At 57.3% G+C, this 17,390-nt stretch carries 20 protein-coding genes; all 20 read right to left on the bottom strand.

Going from position 1 to position 17,390, the window contains the following annotated elements:
• Positions 1-33: 33 nt before the first annotated feature.
• The 20 genes from AO268_RS28155 to AO268_RS28060 all read right to left on the bottom strand — a co-directional run bounded on the left by AO268_RS28155 (position 34) and on the right by AO268_RS28060 (position 17,365).
• Positions 34-1,404 carry a DNA circularization protein gene (locus AO268_RS28155; protein WP_099170540.1) on the bottom strand — a complete coding sequence of 457 codons (1,371 nt, stop codon included), beginning with the start codon at positions 1,402-1,404 and terminating at the stop codon, positions 34-36.
• Positions 1,401-3,812 (bottom strand): phage tail tape measure protein, encoded by a 2,412-nt coding sequence (locus AO268_RS28150; RefSeq protein ID WP_099170539.1) that lies wholly within the window; start codon positions 3,810-3,812, stop codon positions 1,401-1,403. The genes AO268_RS28155 and AO268_RS28150 overlap by 4 nt, the downstream gene beginning before the upstream one ends.
• 177 nt (positions 3,813-3,989) lie before the next feature.
• Positions 3,990-4,376, bottom strand: a complete 387-nt coding sequence (locus AO268_RS28145; RefSeq protein WP_099170538.1) for a hypothetical protein — start codon at positions 4,374-4,376, stop codon at positions 3,990-3,992.
• A gap of 4 nt (positions 4,377-4,380) precedes the next feature.
• Positions 4,381-4,752 carry a phage tail protein gene (locus tag AO268_RS28140; protein WP_099170537.1) on the bottom strand — a complete coding sequence of 124 codons (372 nt, stop codon included), beginning with the start codon at positions 4,750-4,752 and terminating at the stop codon, positions 4,381-4,383.
• A gap of 13 nt (positions 4,753-4,765) precedes the next feature.
• A complete protein-coding gene (locus AO268_RS28135; protein ID WP_099170536.1) occupies positions 4,766-5,866 on the bottom strand; it encodes a phage tail sheath C-terminal domain-containing protein in 1,101 nt (366 codons plus the stop codon).
• A complete protein-coding gene (locus AO268_RS28130; RefSeq protein ID WP_099170535.1) occupies positions 5,863-6,054 on the bottom strand; it encodes a DUF2635 domain-containing protein in 192 nt (63 codons plus the stop codon). The genes AO268_RS28135 and AO268_RS28130 overlap by 4 nt, the downstream gene beginning before the upstream one ends.
• Positions 6,054-6,620: a phage protein Gp37 gene (locus tag AO268_RS28125; RefSeq protein ID WP_099170534.1), complete on the bottom strand. Its 567-nt coding sequence runs from the start codon at positions 6,618-6,620 to the stop codon at positions 6,054-6,056. The genes AO268_RS28130 and AO268_RS28125 overlap by 1 nt, the downstream gene beginning before the upstream one ends.
• On the bottom strand, positions 6,620-7,111 hold the full coding sequence (locus tag AO268_RS28120; RefSeq protein ID WP_099170533.1) for a phage protein Gp36 family protein: 492 nt from the start codon (positions 7,109-7,111) through the stop codon (positions 6,620-6,622). Before AO268_RS28120 ends, AO268_RS28125 begins: the two co-directional genes overlap by 1 nt.
• Positions 7,108-7,638 (bottom strand): HI1506-related protein, encoded by a 531-nt coding sequence (locus AO268_RS28115; protein WP_099170532.1) that lies wholly within the window; start codon positions 7,636-7,638, stop codon positions 7,108-7,110. Before AO268_RS28115 ends, AO268_RS28120 begins: the two co-directional genes overlap by 4 nt.
• Positions 7,639-7,647: 9 nt before the next feature.
• Entirely contained in the window at positions 7,648-8,553 is a 906-nt protein-coding gene (locus AO268_RS28110) for a Mu-like prophage major head subunit gpT family protein (protein ID WP_099170531.1), read from the bottom strand.
• 29 nt (positions 8,554-8,582) lie between these two features.
• Positions 8,583-8,978, bottom strand: a complete 396-nt coding sequence (locus AO268_RS28105; RefSeq protein WP_257154471.1) for a hypothetical protein — start codon at positions 8,976-8,978, stop codon at positions 8,583-8,585.
• A gap of 3 nt (positions 8,979-8,981) precedes the next feature.
• On the bottom strand, positions 8,982-9,968 hold the full coding sequence (locus AO268_RS28100; RefSeq protein WP_099170529.1) for a phage protease: 987 nt from the start codon (positions 9,966-9,968) through the stop codon (positions 8,982-8,984).
• A 48-nt stretch (positions 9,969-10,016) separates the two neighbouring features.
• Positions 10,017-11,117 carry a hypothetical protein gene (locus AO268_RS28095; protein ID WP_099170528.1) on the bottom strand — a complete coding sequence of 367 codons (1,101 nt, stop codon included), beginning with the start codon at positions 11,115-11,117 and terminating at the stop codon, positions 10,017-10,019.
• A gap of 149 nt (positions 11,118-11,266) precedes the next feature.
• Positions 11,267-11,749 (bottom strand): phage virion morphogenesis protein, encoded by a 483-nt coding sequence (locus AO268_RS28090; protein ID WP_099170527.1) that lies wholly within the window; start codon positions 11,747-11,749, stop codon positions 11,267-11,269.
• Between the two features lie 102 nt (positions 11,750-11,851).
• Positions 11,852-13,120 (bottom strand): PBECR2 nuclease fold domain-containing protein, encoded by a 1,269-nt coding sequence (locus AO268_RS28085; protein WP_099170526.1) that lies wholly within the window; start codon positions 13,118-13,120, stop codon positions 11,852-11,854.
• A 2-nt stretch (positions 13,121-13,122) separates the two neighbouring features.
• Positions 13,123-14,679: a DUF935 domain-containing protein gene (locus tag AO268_RS28080; protein ID WP_099170525.1), complete on the bottom strand. Its 1,557-nt coding sequence runs from the start codon at positions 14,677-14,679 to the stop codon at positions 13,123-13,125.
• Positions 14,679-16,232, bottom strand: a complete 1,554-nt coding sequence (locus tag AO268_RS28075; RefSeq protein WP_099170524.1) for a hypothetical protein — start codon at positions 16,230-16,232, stop codon at positions 14,679-14,681. The genes AO268_RS28080 and AO268_RS28075 overlap by 1 nt, the downstream gene beginning before the upstream one ends.
• Positions 16,229-16,741, bottom strand: a complete 513-nt coding sequence (locus AO268_RS28070) for a DUF3486 family protein (RefSeq protein WP_099170523.1) — start codon at positions 16,739-16,741, stop codon at positions 16,229-16,231. The genes AO268_RS28075 and AO268_RS28070 overlap by 4 nt, the downstream gene beginning before the upstream one ends.
• Positions 16,742-16,745: 4 nt before the next feature.
• The gene (locus tag AO268_RS28065; RefSeq protein ID WP_099170522.1) at positions 16,746-17,057 is read right to left on the bottom strand and encodes a hypothetical protein; all 312 of its coding nucleotides are present in this window, start codon (positions 17,055-17,057) and stop codon (positions 16,746-16,748) included.
• Entirely contained in the window at positions 17,054-17,365 is a 312-nt protein-coding gene (locus tag AO268_RS28060) for a hypothetical protein (RefSeq protein ID WP_099170521.1), read from the bottom strand. The genes AO268_RS28065 and AO268_RS28060 overlap by 4 nt, the downstream gene beginning before the upstream one ends.
• Between the last annotated feature and the right edge of the window lie 25 nt (positions 17,366-17,390).

The following is a 17,390-nucleotide window of genomic DNA, read 5'->3' as shown; positions in this document are numbered from 1 at the left end:
CCAATTGATAAGCGTATGGATTCTTCCTGGGCTTTATTTGGCGTAGGCACGCAGTATCTCCCCGGCTTCGATGTTGTGGGGCGTTTTCAGGCCGGGATTGAGGCGGATCAACTCGGCGGCACGGGTATGGTCGCCGTACCAGCGGTGGGCCAACAGGCGCAGGCTCGCTGGGGTTTCGACCACACGCTCGATCATGGGCGGGCTTTGCAGGATGACCTGGCGGGCACGGGCCTGGATCAATGCGGCGACGTTGCGTAACGCCTCAATGATCGGCCGAGCGGTCTCCACGTCGTACAGGTGACGTTGCAACAGGATGGATGACTGCACCAGTGAACGCACCAGGTTAACCAGTCCCTCCAGTTCCAGTGGGCTCAAGGTTGGTGTGTCGGCTTCGTCCTCGATGACGGAGGCGACCGCCTGCGCATGGGCCAATGCCAGTTCGGTGATGACCAGGACTACCAGGGCGAAACCGCTGGCGATCACCGGATCATCCGGCATGCCGTTTGGCAGTAGCACCAGGGCGGTGCCGGTGTTACCTGGCACGCCTTCGACCAGCAGCTCGACTGTCGGTGCCACGCTTTGGCGGGCGCCGATCAAAAAGCCACTGCCTGCACGGGCGGCGTCGGCCGTCAGGCTGGCACTGCCAGGCAATGCGGCGGGCACGCCAGATCTGGCAAGCAGCGCCGTCGACGAACTGGGGGTGCTGCCCTGGATCGCTGCCCGGATCTCGGAAGGCGTGCGCATCAGGTCCACCAGAGGATCAAAAGCCCCCGACGGCCGTTTAGCCATCGACCCAATGCCAGACACCACACCGAGGATCTGCGAGCGCAGTTGTTGCAGACGCAGACCAATGCCTGGCAGGCCCAGAGCCTTTTCGATCAGGCCAACCCAGCCGCCACCGATCCACGATTGAATTTCTCCGACCAGGGAGTCAATGCGCCCGAACAGATCGAAGATGCCATCCTGCCAGGTGTATTCGTCTTCAAGCCCCAGCACGCCGATATCGACGAACTCAAACTGCCGCTCGAAAAACGGCGCGTCGGGCGTATCCTCGACAAACAGGATGCTGATCTCGGCATAGTCGGGACGCTCGGCGTGGTGCTTAACCTCGCCGGTATTGCTGACGACATTTAGGCTGCCATAGATCGGGTGGATCAGTTCGCCCGTACCTGGAGTGTTTAGGGTACGAAGGATGTTCTGGAGTTCGATCTCGTAATTGACGCCGAACACCACCACTTGCATGGGAAAGCGTCGGGCGCCACGGCCCAAGTCTTTGACCCGGTCGCCATCCTTGAACGGCGTCCCATGTTCTGACAAAGCGCGCTGCCATTGCATGCTTTCGCTTTCGATCTGGAGCGGGACGCCGCGAAAAGAGGCGTCCAGCAGGTTCTCTGCCCAGCTCATCCGCCGCGCCTCATCTGAACATTGGTTCGGCGTTCGACCTCGGCCTGGAACATGTGTGAGTCAGTACGAACTTCAATGACCAATGGCTGTGCGAGCAAGGCCCGCAACCGCTCCTCGGCGGCTTGTGCGGCGGGATTGGCACCGGCTGCACCAGGTGCAGCGCCATTGGTGCCAAAGCCCGGCATACCAGGAGCATTGCCGCCTGAAAGTGGAGTAGCCAGGCGCTGGGCCTGGGCAGCCAACCAGGTGGACGGCTGGCTGGCAGATTGCGACATCATGTCCCGCAGTTGCTGTTGCGCAGTGAAGGTTTCGCCGCCCGCAGCCAGGCCACGATTGGCGATACCTTGCGCCCAGGTGTTGGCGCCGCTAACGGGCAAGCCCGATGCAGTTAGGCCAGTTTCATGGTGCGCCAAGCGCTGGGCTTCCGTGGACAGCCAGTCAGATGATTGGTCGGGGTTTTGATCGGCCAGGGCGATACGGTTACGGTAGAAGGACGTTTGGTAGGTGCGCTGGTCGTCGTTCAACAACTTGCTTCGCTGGGCGGCATCCAGTCGGCCCTCATCTGTTGCTGTCGCACTTGCGCCACCGATCTGGGTGGCAGTCGCACCCAACGCCAGGGGGGCAACCCACGGGGCGACAAATCCGCCTGGCTTGCCTTTAGTCTTGCTGGAGTTGGAACCATTCGGCAGATCTGGCCCGCTAATGCCCCCCAGAGAAGCAGCAGGCCAGTTGGTAACAAATACAGATGTAACGCCCGTGGCTTCTTCCAGCACCTTACCCACGGCAATACCTTTTAAGGTTTCGGGGCCACCCATGAACTTGTTGAGCAATGCCCCTGCACCCGCTTTGGCACCACGACCGGCGTAGTAACCGCCAACACCCAGCGCGGCACCACCGGCCAGCATCTGTTCGCCGGACAGGTTCAGGTCATCCAGGAGGTAACGCCCCATATCAGCGAATCCCTTGTTCAGAGGTGTAGCCATCCGGTCGATGGCTTCGCCAAACGTAGCCTTCATCCTGCCTGCGACACCGCTTGCACTTTCCGTGTTTTCTTTAAGGTCGCGAGCGATAACAGGGGCCGACTCATGAAGTTCTTTAGTCTGAGCGCCAAAAGTATCTAGACGATTCCCTGTCATCATAATTCGGCTACCCCGAACGGTGTCCTGGTCCATTCCTTTAAATACAACGCCCATAAACTTTGCGCGCATTTCGTCGGTAGCAAGTTTGTCGTACTTTCCTTTTAGATCTCCGAAGATATCCTGCGGATTCCGCGAACTACCGTCTTTGTTAAAGAAACCGACCCCTGTTGTCTGGGTGATTCGATCTCGATATTGCTTGTTGGTAAAAATACGCAATGTAGACTCTGCGAGAGTGCCGAGTCGATCAGGCTGCATCTCTACAGTCGACAACGTTTCAGTGAAGGCTAATGCTTGAGACAAAGACATACCGGCTGCCGAGGCCGCGCCGCCTAGTTTAGGAAAAAGGTCAGCAAGGTTTTCAAGTTCGGCGTTGCCCAATCGTCCTGCCACTGTCATTTTTTGAAGCAGATCCAAGGCCGTACCTGCTTTATTCAAATCAAGATTGAATGCACTAGCCCCCGAAACTACTGCCTTGCCTAAAACAGCCGAGTCAGCACCAGTCACAGCAGTAGTTTGTCCAATTGCATCAGCTGTCATTCTAGCCGCATCATAATTCACGCCGGATGCAATCAATGTGTTGAAACCACGATCAACATCTTCTCTGCTAATGCCATTGGCAGTAGCAATTCTGAAGCCTTCTTTTTTCCAATCGTCCTTTTGCTCTCCGCTCATATCAGCAGTTTGTTTTGTACGGATCAGCCCACGCTCCAGATCAGCATTTGCTTTCATTCCCGAAAGCACCCCAACACCAACACCGACACCAGCTAATTGCCCGTGCATGCTTCCGCCTAGTCCCTTGAGGCGGTCGAACTCTTGGCGAACACCCATAGCAATGGTTTTCAACGTGCGCAGGCTACGGCCGCTGTTCTGAGCCATTCGCCGAAAGGACGTTTCTGTCCGATCCACACTCTGTCGCAGTGGCTGAACACCTTGACGGTCAGCACCTATTAACTCGGTTTTGGCATCACGCGCAGCCTTACGGGCGGCGTTGGACATCTCCTTGAGTTCAGCGGATGTTTTGCTGACCTCGATGCGCGTGCCGGAACCTGCCTTCGTAGTTTCACGCATGGCACTACGGATGGTTTTATAGCTATTGGCCCCGACCTGGCCCACTTTGGTGATGGCCGAGGATGCCTTCCAGCTTTCATCGGCCAGGGACTTTGCTCCCTCTTTACCGGCTTTGCGTAAGTCACGGTTGATCTGCTCGATCTCACGTCGACTGTTGCCCGCATGGGCCTGGAAACGGAGCGCGACGCGCAGATCGGACATGGGAAACTCCCGGAAAGGGTCTTACAGGAATAGGAAAGGCCCGGTATCGAGCCTATCTTTTTGGTTTCGGCAACGCTTTGCGCTGGCGCTTGCTGACGTAGCGGGTGCCTTTGACCTTGCCGATGATCAGATCAATACGGGCATCAATTTCGGCCCTGGTCATCTGGCGCAGCTCTTCTAGTCGGTAGCCGTGCCGGACGAAGGCGTGTTCGATTCGCCGCCAGTCGGCGTTGCCGCGCTCGGCGGCGCGAGCTTTTTTTCCAGCTCGGCATCGGCGTCGGCGATGATGGCCAAGTCGCTTTCGGTCAACTCGCCCAGGAGCAATTCAGTTGTCAGCGCATCGGCGGGGATCTCGCCCAGGGACAACAACTGACGGCGATAGACCTCCAGGGTTATCAGTTGAAACGGCGCGCCAGGATGCAGCTCCTGCGCGGCGACGAGGTCGCCCGCAACAGGAACGCGCAAGGTAAAGGTCTTGTGACGCAAGCCGGAGTAATAGACACCCATCGTGAGTTCGCGGGTAATGCTCAGACCTTCCCAGCGCTTACTTGATTGCTCAGTCATTGTGTTATTCCGTGTAGTAGTTGAGAGCAACAATGGTCAGGTCGCGGGTGGCTTCACCTTCTACCTGGTACTTACTGCCGAGTTCGATCAATGAGCAGCCAGTCCAGGTTTCACGCATACCGCCACCGTCCTGGGGATAAATTGTCAGTTTGGCATCCAGCAAGGCGCGCCAGCTCGGTTCACCATTTTTAGGAATAGCGACCGAGATTTTCAGCTCGTGCTCTTCAATGCCTTTTGCTGTGCCTGCTGGTCGGCCGGTGCGATTCATCGTCTTGACGACCTTACGACCCGTCTTGAGGTTCGGCTCGACGCCCGTGACCTCATAGTCGGTCCCGTTTAGCTCCAGGACGATCTGCCCTACATAGTTATCAGCCATCTAAAATCACCTCTTACAGGAGCAGGTCGATGCGACCGGCGAACACATGCAGGCCGTTGACGACATCAGTGGGAATGGTTGCATTGAGGCGGTTTGCGTCCTGGGCCGAACGCTCGACCACCAGGCCGGCCGCATTGGCCTCGACCTCTTCGACGATCTCCAGCTCCTGCGCCTTGAGCAGCACGTCCAGCAGCTCGCCGCGAACCGCTTCTGGGGTCTTTTTCGAGAGTTTGGAGCGAGGGAACCGCAGGCGGATACGGTCACGGCACGCCATACGGATGTAATACAGCGTGCGGATGGTGGTCAGGTCCAGCAGAGACACATCCGTGACACCCGCCGTAGACTTGGTGTACGTGGTTACGGCGCGGACAATCTGGATGACATCACCGGCCGCGGCTTCCAGCGGCGTGACACCGTTAGCCAGGGCGGTTTCCTGCTCGGTACGGCCGAGGCGTTGGGCGATAGGTGGAACCTTAATCCCGGACAGCACCAGGGTATTCAACGGCCGCGCTGGATCTTCTTCCGACGCGATCATGGCGGCATAAGCTGCGGCCACCTGGCGCGCACTGGATGCCGTGCCTGGCAACACCGCCAGGCTGATTGCGCCGGAGTTCAGCGACGTAGCCAGGGTGGTCGCAGCGGATAGCGTGCTGGTCAAGGCCGCGACGCCGATGATGCCTTGCTGCTCCATCGAGTTGGTATAGACCTTGATATGTTCGCGCAACGCGGTGAGCGCGGTACTGCTGTACCAGGCCGGGACCAGAATGGTAAATCCACCCAGTGCGGTCGCGTCCAGTGCGGCCTTGATGTCCGGCTCAGCGTCATCCACAACAACCACACCCACCGCCGAGATTGAGGCGTAGCGATAGGCCGTGATAAACGCTTCGGCCATTTCTTCGGCGACAGTACCGCCGAACAAAGCTTTGGCCTCGGGCGCGCTGTAGAACGGTGTTGGCATGTTGGCCGCAACCGTTGCGCCTTCGCCCAGGGGAACGATCAGGCACACGCTCTGCTTATTGGTCGGCAGGTTCCGTACCGCCAGGCTGGTGTTGAACTCCATGTAAACGCCCGGCTTGCGAATTGACGCCGGGATTGTTTCAAATTCGATGCTCATTCAGCGGATTCCTTTGCAGGTTGTTTGGCACCGCCGTTTGGCTTCTCGACGAGCATCAATTCGCCCGCTGCCACCCGGCGCCGGTAGTAGGAGGTATCCGGCATATCAATAGCCTTGGCTGTTTCGATGTACTTGTACGGATCGTCTTCCAGAGGCACCCGATGACCAGGTGCAGCTTTAACTTGCATCACACGTCCCTCAGTTCAATGTTGTCGGTAGCCACCGGGTTGGGGTTGTCCGATGGGGTGTGGTAGTTCAGATCAACGCCCAGTAAATCGGGCAAGGCCTCTTTCGGTTTTTCCCAGTCCAGTTCGATGTTGAATGACTGCCCCAGGACAGATAGGTGGTCACTGGCAAACTTGCCGTTGACCAGGTTGGAAAGCTCCATCGGTTTGATGGCTGCGCGGCCCTCCCAAGGTTGCCAGTCAACCAGTTGGTGCATGCAGGCCTCCCATAGCGCATAGGTGCCAACATCCTTGTCAGTTGTGCCGCGCCGCGTTTCCTTCTCCCCGCGAGGGTGGCGAGCCGCAATCACCAGGCGGAAAGTGATACTTATGCTGTAGCGACCCTGGGCCTTGGGCCTGATCATGGCCTTGGGCACCATCAGCAAAATCGACGGACAACGCTTGAGCAATTCCGGCAACAGATCAGGGTCGCCCAGTTCGCCGCCGTAGCTCGCCACGCGCAAGCGAGGCAGGTTTTTGCTCAACTCATTGAGTCGGCCTTCGATCAAGTCTTCCAGGTCGCCCAGCATCACAAGTCCCTCAAAGTCCTGCGGGTCATCAGCCGAGGCTGGTGACTGATCTTGAAACCAGACTGTCCACCATCCGAAGCCCCACGTTCCTTGTCTTCCCTGGCAAGGGTCTCCAGGCGCTTGATCACGTCCTTGTAAAGCACCCGCACGGTCGACTCTTCCTTGCCTGCGTCGTCGTACAGGTGATAGCGGGCGATCTCGGCCAGGTCATCCGTGACCCATGCAGGAGCATCCTCGCCAACCGCACGGAACCTCAGGTAAAACGACACTTCGCTACGCGCCCGCGTGACGGCGTCGGCGATCCTTGCCAACGTCGCAACAGCGGTGGCTATGTCCTCGGGCGGCCATTCGTCCAAGGGCTGACCAGCCGCCGCCGCTACCAGCAACTCAGAGGCGATGACGCGATCTGTATCCGGGACCGCAACCTCTGCGATATCACGGGCGCCAAATCGAACCAGGAGCTGGCTGGCAGACGGTAGCGAAAGGTTCATTTACCTTTGTCCTCGGTGCCTTTGGGTTTTCGGGTTTTCGCTGGAGGTTTCGCCGCCTCTGCCTTGGCCGCTTCACGCGCCATGTCTTCCAGATGGGCCTCTTCCCAGAGTCCATCGAGTTCGATGTCGGCCGCGTTCAGTGGACCCTTGTCCTGCTTAATCACAAGCGAAGTAGGCCCAGATCCCGGACTGTCAAATCCAAACCCACCGCCGACAACGGGCACGCTGCCGAATGGAACCAATGCATCACCCAGAGCTGTAGATTTTGTTTCAGGCGCCTGCGACTGAGCGTTTTGTGCGGCGGCGGACGTTTTCTGTAGGTCGGCTTCCTGGAGGTTTTCATCGCGGCGGTCCTGTACCTGGTCGAATTCGTCCTCTACATAAGCGAGGACCAATTGAGGCTCTTTGCTGAGAGCCTTTAATTGTTCTTCCGTGAAGAAGTCGTCCGGGTAAAAGGTTGACTGGCTGGAGTGCGCGATGCCGCAACGGCGAAAACCGTCGCGCTTGGAGGCGATCATGATTGTCATAACGCCCCCTTAGGCTTCGCCAGTCGAGCCGAACGCCAACTGCCAGAAGCCGTAACCACCGGCTGCCCGTGCCTCTGCGCCGAACTTGAATTTCTTGCGACTGAACACTTCGTCCGACTGTGGGTCGGTCTGTTGGACGAAGTCCGGGGCCTTGCGCTCCTGATAGATGAAAGGCCGAACGGGTTTACTGGTATCCAGGAGAAACCAGGCAGTGTCGGAGGTGATGCGGGTCGAAACCACCAGTTCGGCGGTGCCCTTGTACAGGTTGACCTTACCGTCTTCCAGGCGATCACTGGTCAGCAAGGCCTTGGCGGTGTCTTCCAGCCCTGGGCCAACCAGGAGAATCGTCGGGCGCACATCCAGTGGACGGCCTTCGTCGTCCTTGAACTTGCCCATGGCGGTACGGGCAGCACCGTAACTAGCCTTCGCCGCACCCTGGGTCGTGATAGATAGTGCGGCAGTGCCCTTGTTGCTGACGCTGCCATTGCCGACGACGTGGTCGGTGTCGAAGAAGTACTGGCCGTCGTAGCACAGATTGTCAAAGCCACCGTTCACCAGCTCGTACACGATTTCATCGGGCAACTGCCTGGCTGAGAAGCCCGCCATCTGCGCTTGCGGCGCATAGATGCCCAATTGATCATCTTCGATGTGATTGCGGTCCACTTCGACAGTCGCTTCAAAGTCTTCGTTTTCCACGGTGTAGCTGAACGCTTTCAGGCTCTTGACGTGCTTCTCGCCAACCCAACGGCGCATTTTTGGAAACGCCGACAACCATGCATACATATTGCTGCCGGTTGAGCTGGGCACCTTCATGGCAATCTTTTCCCAGGAGCTGGGAGCCGACGCAAAGGCGTTGTTGAAAAGCGTTTTCATGGCAACGAACGCTGCCTGAATCGTGGATTTGTTAACTAACATGCGCAATGCGCTCCTATATATAGAGGGAGTTACTCAACCCATACGCCGTCGGCATCAATACCGACGATGCGACCAGCAGCGGATCTGGTGCCGCCTGCATCCGCAGCCGCCACGGTTTCGTCGTCGACGATGTATGCGGGCTTGAACATCTGCGCTTGGGTGACGGTGCCGTCATTGCCCCAACAGAACGCCTTGCCGTGGCGGATCTCGACCTGAGCAGCACCAGCGGCACCGCCTCGGTTGTCGACGGATTCTTCGGCCCGCCCCAGGTAGCTCAAACCAAGAGCGGTGGAGCCAGGTGCGGCAAAGCCGGTGGCGGTGGCTACCACCAACGAACCCGCAAAAATGCGAACGTTAGCCGCGACGGGCACCACCAGGACTTCGGTTTCCTTCATGGGGGTATTACGATCTTGAGTCAGCGCCACGGGTTAGCCCTCGCTCTGTTTGTTTTTGGCGAACTCGGCCGGGTCAACACCCAGTTGCAGGCACATGGCTTGCTCTTCGGTGTTGAGCGCGGTGGAAGTGCCTTTGGGGTTGCGCTCGCTCAGACCGGTTGGGTCCGCGACGACTGGCGCGGCATCTACAAAATCCTTGAAGCGGGTCAGACCGGCTTCGTCCTGGCACATGGCGCGGTGGTAGTCCACGGTGGCCGGGGTGATCTTTCCGGCTTGTGTGGCCTGGGTGATAGCTGCGTCCACAGCCTTGGTGTGTTCTGCTGCTTTATGAGTGGTGAGGGCCTGCTCGGCATTCAATGCGCGGGATTCCAGCGCGTTGTAGTCGGCACGAGGCACGAACCGCTCCAGATTGCCCAACTCGGTATTGAGTGCCTGGTTAGTGGCGTTGAGTTTGGCGGTGGTAGCGGTAAAAACCTGTTCTGCGGTCGCCGTTTCAGGCAAACCGAGCAGCTTTAAAAGCTCGGGTGAGGGTTTCACAGGGGCGTTCTCCATTTGCTCTTGGTTGAGTGCTGTCATTACGAGGTTGGGGATGTTGGTAAGGGCGGCGCTGACCATGCGCACAATGCGTTTGGTCTCATCGTCGTAATCAAAAACCGGGGAAAGGAAGCGGTACTCTTTGTCTTCAACCTGGAGTTTGCCGCGTGGAGTCCAGTCGACCTGGCCCCACAACGCGCCGTCGCGTATTTCCAGTTTCTTGATCCATGCACCGGCCGGGGCGGGCTCGCCTTGAGGGGCACGGCGCTGGGTTGCATGCTCCCAGTCGATAGGCAAATCGATTGCCCGGCTGGTGAAGTTGGTTTGTACAAGCTGGTGGGCCGTGTCGTCGAACAGCCAGGTGCGACGATCACGGCCGACTACGTTAGGGCCTGCTGGGATTAGTTCTACCCACTCGGGCGCCTTCCCATCGGAAAGCTCGACGGAGCTGTAGATTTCAGAGTTAACGGCGAGTTGAGTTTTCATGCCGCCATTGTTGGCGGCATCTTAGACTGGGGGATATTTCAGGGGGGTTTAAGAATTACTGCGGGGTGGATATTTTACTAAGATTTGGTTTGCTAAAAGCTGCACTACCTCTGCTGCTTCGGAGCGAGTCATAACGGTATTGGTTACTACATTTTGCGAGGAGAAGAGAGCAGCGTGCGGACCGATACTATCGTCATCAATTATAATTTGAACAACAGGCTGGTTGCCCACTCGATAAATTAGATTTTTCAGTGTTACTTCGTCCAGAACCTTTCCTTGGCGATAGACAACAATGGTGCAGGTGGCATGAATATTTCGATCTTCGCGATTCAGGCTACCTTCCAGAGCACCTGTTAGGGGTTTTATTCCCATTTCCATTAATGCTGTAGCTATTGAATCTATAACCGAGGAGCTTTCCATCGGATCAACAAGGCTAAGGACTTCACACTTGTGATTTGACCATATTCTGTAGCCATAAGCTCCTGGAGCCAAGTCATCTTCGGTCGAGCAGGCCTGGACAAAATCCCCCCCGAGCTGACTTAGGTTCTCTCCTTCAACGAAGCCTTTCGCAGTTAAACTGGTAACTGCTAGATGTTGGCCGCTACCTGGATGATGTTTGGTTAAAAACCCCTCTACCCTTATGGTCTTTGGGTTGCCAGGTAAAAATAACGAATAATTCGAAATGACATAGGCCTCTCTCAAATAATCTAGATGATCCCACGCGATATCTCTAAGAGAAATAATGTAGTGCCTTCGCAACTCTTTCTTTACCCTTCCCTCAATAATTGAGCGTGTAAGGTTTGCATAGGCTGTTGTCTTCTCATCTTCGATATCGGATAAGCAAGCCTGTAGCAATGCATGGAAGTTGGTGTCTTCTATCTCACCATCAAAGGTTTTTTCCCCCTCCCGCCCCTCACAGTTAAGTAACTGCTGGTGAAACTCTAAAATTCGGCGGTTGTCCCTTCCGCGAATATAGTCGTGAACCTTTTCTGCTGCGAGCTTTGACGCCTCATAAATCATGGACGGAACGACTGAGCCAGCAGATACCAGTGCTATGCCTGCCTGGGCAGCAATATCAGCCATTTTCAACATTGACGGTGCGGCAGGGTGTCCCGACAGACCTGTGATCTTGCTAATTTTCCTTGGCATGCCCACTCCATCTTTACGTTGACTAGATACGATTGCCCTTAGATTGCGGCGCAGGCCAAATCTAACGCATGTCTAACGCCTCGTCATAGGCTCCTGCACGCGGTTGGGTCGATTCATAAGTATCTCTCCTCCTGCGTGCTTGTGCGTGACTAACTGCCTATGGGACCGGCGATGTATTCACGGATGATATGTAGCACCTCTGTTTCGTCGTCTGACGAAAGGCCCAGATACTCCCGCGCCGGGATGTCACCCCAGGGAATAGACCGACCTTTACCTGTCGTCCCTGACGCTCCTTTCTTCTGCCCAAATTGGTGGACCGCACCATAGGGGCGATCCGTACCGAAGGCCAACTCCGTGCTGGTGACTTGTCTGCGTAACGTGTCCTGGAGCGTGCCTTTCTCTCGCAGGATGCCGCTGCCTTTCTTTCTGGCGAGGGTGACGGGTGAGAGTGGCGCCCAGGGTGAGCCATCCGGGGCCACCTTCTGTCTAAACCGATTATCGGTGGATATCTGAAGGTACTCACCTATGTCATTGAGCGGGGTAGTCAGGTCTCCCAGGCGGTCGGCCAAATCGTCCAGGGCCTTGCCGACCTGGCTGGTATCTAAGGTGACATCGAGCATTGCACCTGCCACGGTTCTCTCCTACTATCAGTACATCCCATCGGATGAGCAGCCCCTGTCAGGGCCTCCATGCCTACATCCGGGGCGGCCCCGGCGTGACAGCGTCGGGGCTTTTTATTGGGGGCGGCGATACAACCTAACGCCGAGGCGCAGGTCATCCAGGTAGTCTTCGCTGTCAGCAACAAAGCCCGTTACGCCATCCCAGCCATCATCGCCTACTTCAAACACAGCCAGCGCAGGTGCTGGGTTGCCCTCGACTTCAAAGCGCGCAAGGTAACGGCGGCGAACTACCGCTTTTTGCTGTGCATAGAGCCATTCCAAGCGAACCCAAATTTCATCAGGTTCACGCAACGCCTGAGCAACAAGGAGTAGCGTGCGCTCGCGGCCACGCTTTTGTACCTTCAAGGCACCTGTGCGTTTGACTGTGAACATATCGCGACCAATCACCACAGAGTCACCGGTCACATCCTTGAACAATGCTGGCGCGCTTTGTTTGGCACCGAACTCGGCCAGGAAGCGATCCACGTATACATCGTCGGTCAAACCCGATGGCAGCAATTGACTGGCAGGAACGGAGCGCGGTGCTGGCAGTGCATCGCTGGCGCGGCGATTAGGCAGTCCTGCCGCGTGAGCGCTGGCGGGCTTGCCCTCAATTTCAGGCAGTGGATCATGTGCCCGCAAAGGAGGGACCGCGCCGGAAAGTTTCGACTGACCAGGTGCATATTCGAAGCCTGGGTCAATTCCCTTTGGCACACGAACAGTTCGCGGTCCTTCAGGGCTGTTCTTGCCAATGACCCTGTCTTCCCACTCGATGGCGGGCGCCGAGCCAACTGTAAGCCCCATGCGCTCTACGTCTCTGGCTGAGACCATGAACTTTTTGCACTTGCAGCCCCAACCATTTTGCGGGGTATGGGTTGCCCACCACGGGTCATCGAGCGGCAAGGTAACACCGTTCCAGGACAGGTGCATCGGCCGAGGGTGAGCGCTGTCACCGTGGCGATAAACTGCATAGGGGCGTCGTTTGCGCAGTTCAGGGTCAGCCATCTGTGCTTCGCGCCCGGCGTTATAGGACTGCCGTAAGTTGGTTTCCCAGATGACATTAGTGCGCCATCCACGACTGCCGTTGTACTGCCAGCCATGTTTGCCGACGACCTGGTCAAAGTCTTTTCGGAACTGTTCCAGGGTGGCTCCGCTGGCGATGGACTTCTCTACAGCGCCCCGTAAGTCGGTCAACAGATCTCTTTTTACTGCACCGGCTACAACAAAGGCATAGTCATGTTCAGCGGTATAGATATCCGTCCAGGTGCGAGTTGGCAGATTAACTTTGCTGCGGAAAAAGTCGATCTGCTCTTTAAATGGCAAGGAACCGTGAGAGACGGCCACTGTTATAACCCTCTCAAAATATCATTACGCCCAGCCAAACTAGCCGCCATCATTCCATCGGCCATGGCGTCGGCCAGTTGATTGGTGGTCATAGTCGGATAGATCTCTATCAACCTATCCCGGAACTCTTCCAGGCTGCTGACTGAGTCGAGCAGTTCCTTGATCTGCTCGACCATGTCATCCATATATCCCCCAGCAGCACGCTCCATTGTCTGCACCTGGTTATCCACGATGTCTGGAATTACCACCGGTTTAGTTGGCACTTGCTCGCTGTTGATCGCCTGGGCCAATACAGGAGTGGCTACTGGCGCTGGGATGCCCAATAGCTCGGCACCCTCGGCCGGAGCTGGGATATTGAGCTTGTCGCGGATAACCGACTGCTCGACCTTTAACCCCAGCGGTACAAGCTTTTCGAGCGCCTCGATCAAGATCTTGGTGTTTTCAGGCTTTGGTACGTCGATGATCAGCCGCGGATATGGCCGACCAGGTGCAAAGTTTAGATCGCACCAGGGCCGGACAAAGTAGCGGTTCAAGGTGTTCGATTCGGCCTTGGCATCAGCTTGCAACAGATCCAGACGCACTTCGTTATGGATCGTTGCCTGGGCTTGGCTGGAGCCGTCGTCAGTAGACATCGTCTGACCGACCACAGCTTTACTGACCTGCTTGTCCCACCACTCGGCCAGGCCTTTGAAGAAGTCACCTGCGCCGGTTACGTTCGCCGCCTGGGTGAAGTCGATTTTCATGCTGTCCGGGATTACTGCCGCCGCATCGCTGCCAAGGTTGGCTACAGCTGACATCAGGGTGTTGATATCGTCTTTGCTCGCGCCTGGCCCGTAGCGACCCACACGCATGGGCATGCCGAAGATATCAGCGAAACCCATCCAGTCCTTCCAGGTCCAGGCCTTGCACATGTAACCAACGGCCGCCAGACGTGCCAGGCCACCCCGGATCGGCAGGCCAGAACGGATGCGCGGTAGGTGGACGATGAACTTGTATGGCACCAAAGGAATGCCGTTGACCATGTCGGCCTCATCGAGCAGGCGCAGCTCGCGCCCAGTTTCGCGGTCGAACTGGAAGAAACGCTGGTCCCTCGGTTCAAAGCGCGACGGATTCCAGGTCTTACCGCTACGGTCCCACATGATTTCGGAGACGGCATAGCCCTTGCCCATGGCGTCGGTGAGGTCAGCTTGCAGTTCGCCGAACTCGGGTGAGTCCACGACTTCCTTGAGTTGATCGGCGCGGCGCACGTCCTCGGGGTCGTCGCTGGCGGCTTCGACTCGGATTGCCAGGCCAGACACTGCCAGCTTGCGGGTGCCCAACACCGAGGCGTAATGCAGATCCCGCTCTTCCATTTCCTCTGCAAGGGTCAGGTAGTCATGCGCAGTACCTTCGGCAGCGGCTTGCAGAATGCTGGCAAGACGACCAGGTGTCAGGCCGCTGGCCACTGACTGGTGCCAAACCTGGCGAATACCGGTGGTGCGAGCTGCGGCCTGCTCTTCGGTGAGCTTGTCGTACTGGATCGGGCGACCATACTGGTCGACGATTTTGGATTGAGCCATTACCAAATGCCTTTTTTGGAGCGCCAACCGGCGCCGATCTGGATCTCGCGATCATGCTGGGACGCGGGCTGGACTCGGTGATATTCGATGATCTCGATTTCCAGGCGGGATGCGTAGTCGGCCAGGACGGCGGCGATACCGGCGTCGCCGTGGCGCTTTGGCCCGGACTTTTCGCCTTTCTCGTTGGTGCGTTTTTCCGGGATGCGGGCCACGCCCTTGACCATCCGAAAGGCGCGCACGTCGCTAACCACGTCCTTGTCGGCCGGGATGTCGTAGAAGGTGTCGTCTTCCAGAGCAGCCTTGAACGGCGGCATGTTGTCGCGATACCAGCCCTCGGTGAGCATCACCCGTTCAATACGGTTAAAACCGAACTCAACGGCAGTGTCTTCCGATAATTGCGAGCCGTTGCCTCTGGCGTCATCGGCGCCCTTGAGGAAATTGGGTAAGCGACGAATGATGTAGAACTTAATTTGCAGTTGCTGCTTGAATGGGACGTTACGCAGCTCGACCACAAAGGGCGTGCGTTTGCGCAGGTTCTGTTCTTTGAGCAGCGGCCAGAATACTGAGAGGTCGCCAGAGCGGCCGAAGTCCATCCCGTAAAAACTCTGCACGTCCAGCGGGATTGCCGAGAGCAACGGGAGCAGATGCTCTTCGCACCATTCCAAGGACTCGGCCAGGCGCAGGTGTTCCGCGATGGTTTCATAACCCTGCGGGTAGGCCAGGCGCAGAACCGGCACATTGCGATTACTGCGCTGTTCGACCAGGGCCATACTGAGAAAGGCACCGCCGCCCTGGGATGGAACACAGTCCAGTTCCTCGTCGGCTGCATCGCCGTAGAATCCGTATACATCCTTCACCCAGGCGAGTTCGTCCTCAAGCCTGTACTCAATTCCCTTACGCAAGCAGACACGTTTGTACAGCCCGTCAGCTACTGCTTCACCGAACGTGCAGCGGAAAACTTCGCCATTGCGCTTGCCTGCCCGGATCTCATTGATCAGGTCATTAAAGGGATTTTCGGTGCCATCGTGGGTGCTGATCACATGGACTTCACCGCCCCAAATCAGAAGTGCCATGGCCGCTTTCAGCAACTCGGCCAAGTCCGCATGGAATGCAGCTTCGTCGATCACGACAACGCCCTGACGGCCCCGCAGGTTGGAAGGCCGACTGGTCAATGCGACGATGCGGTGGCCGCTGGGGAATGCGATGGTGTAAGTCTTGATGTGCTTGTCAGGATCGCTATCAGGCCAGATGCCTTCTTCGATTTGCTCTGCTGCATAGTTGTATGCCCGCGCCCACATAGCACAAGCCTGGATATATTCGACTGTCATGTCCTGGTTGTAGCCCAGGTAGTAGACCGTCTGGCCGCCCGCCGATTTTTCTGAAGCTGCCACCAGGACGTTATCTGCTGCTTCGGCCCAGGTGAGGCCAATACGCCGGGACTTCTCGCCCACCTTGAGCGGGGCGCGGATACCGATCCATTCCTTCTGATAGTCGAGTAGCACGGCCGGTGCGAGCAAGGTGGCGGTGCTGTCCAGGATAAGGGGGAGGCTCACGATGCCATCCCCAGAATCTCGCGCCGGATTTCGTCGGCCGTTGCCTGAGTCATCCCACCTTTCTTGGCAATTTTATCAACGCGAGCCGCTGCCGTTTCGACCTTCTCCCGCCACTCGGCTTGCCATTTCTTCTGCACCACCGAAGCCTTGCCCAGCTCGGCCACGGCCTTGGCTACCTTCGGCAGGTCCATTTGATCGCCATCTTTCATCAACAGTTTGAACAGATGTTCCTGCACCAGGCGCATCAACGCTTCGTTGACCGCGCCTTCCTCATCCGGCGCAGCAGCCACCACGGCACGCGCCTGCTCGCTCGCCATCTTCAGGGCAGAGAGTTTGGACTCGAAGTCTTGACCATAACGATGCAGCGCTGACTTGCTGATCGAAAAGCCCCTGCTTGCCAATTCTTCGGCAAGGGCTTCGTAGTCGCTGAAATTGTTTTCGACCAGGGCTTTGTCGAACCAGTTTTTAACTGACTTGGGCAGACTGGCGACCTTGCTGCGCGGGGGCATGGCATCAGCTCCAGTATTTTTCTGGGCGTGCAATACCTGGATCGCAGTCGATGGTGTACTCGGCCACGTCGACACCGTAGCGAGTCAACCCGCAGATCCAGGCGCCGCTAGACTGTTTCTTCAGGGTCGCCAGGTCGCGGTCGGCCAGGTAGTCCAGTTCGCGCCGCAGCTCCAGGGTGGTGGCGTCTGGGAAGATGCCCTGAACAGTCGACAGCACCACAGCTTCGTGGGGGTCAACGGGGCGTGACGTGTTGAGGGTCAAGATAATGTACCAACGCAGGGATTCCCGGCGCACCTTGGCTGGATCAATGTTCATGGGCGTAGTCCTTTGAGCTGAACGTTTTCTAACTTGAGTGCCAGGCCGTAGAGCTTGGCTTCGATAATGGATTGATTGCGTGCCCAGTCTTCTCGGCGGACGTAGTGCAAAGGCATCTCGCCACGCAGGCGCTCCATGCCGATCTCCATCTCGCGCAGGCGCTCACTGTCCTTGTCCACCACGGCAAAGCGTTGATCCAGGCGCCGTTCCATTTGCACCAGGAGCATTTTCATAACGCCGACAAATGCGCCGAGGATGGTCACGGCGATACTGATCATTTGCCACACCGGCATTTCGAGTGTCGCCATTAGTGCTTGCTCCTTTCGCGACGGG

This window comes from Pseudomonas sp. ICMP 8385 (assembly GCF_002699915.1).
In the GTDB taxonomy this organism is placed as follows: domain Bacteria; phylum Pseudomonadota; class Gammaproteobacteria; order Pseudomonadales; family Pseudomonadaceae; genus Aquipseudomonas; species Aquipseudomonas gessardii.
The sequence above is the reverse complement of the archived record's forward strand: the minus strand, read 5'-3'. Positions and strand labels throughout refer to the sequence as shown.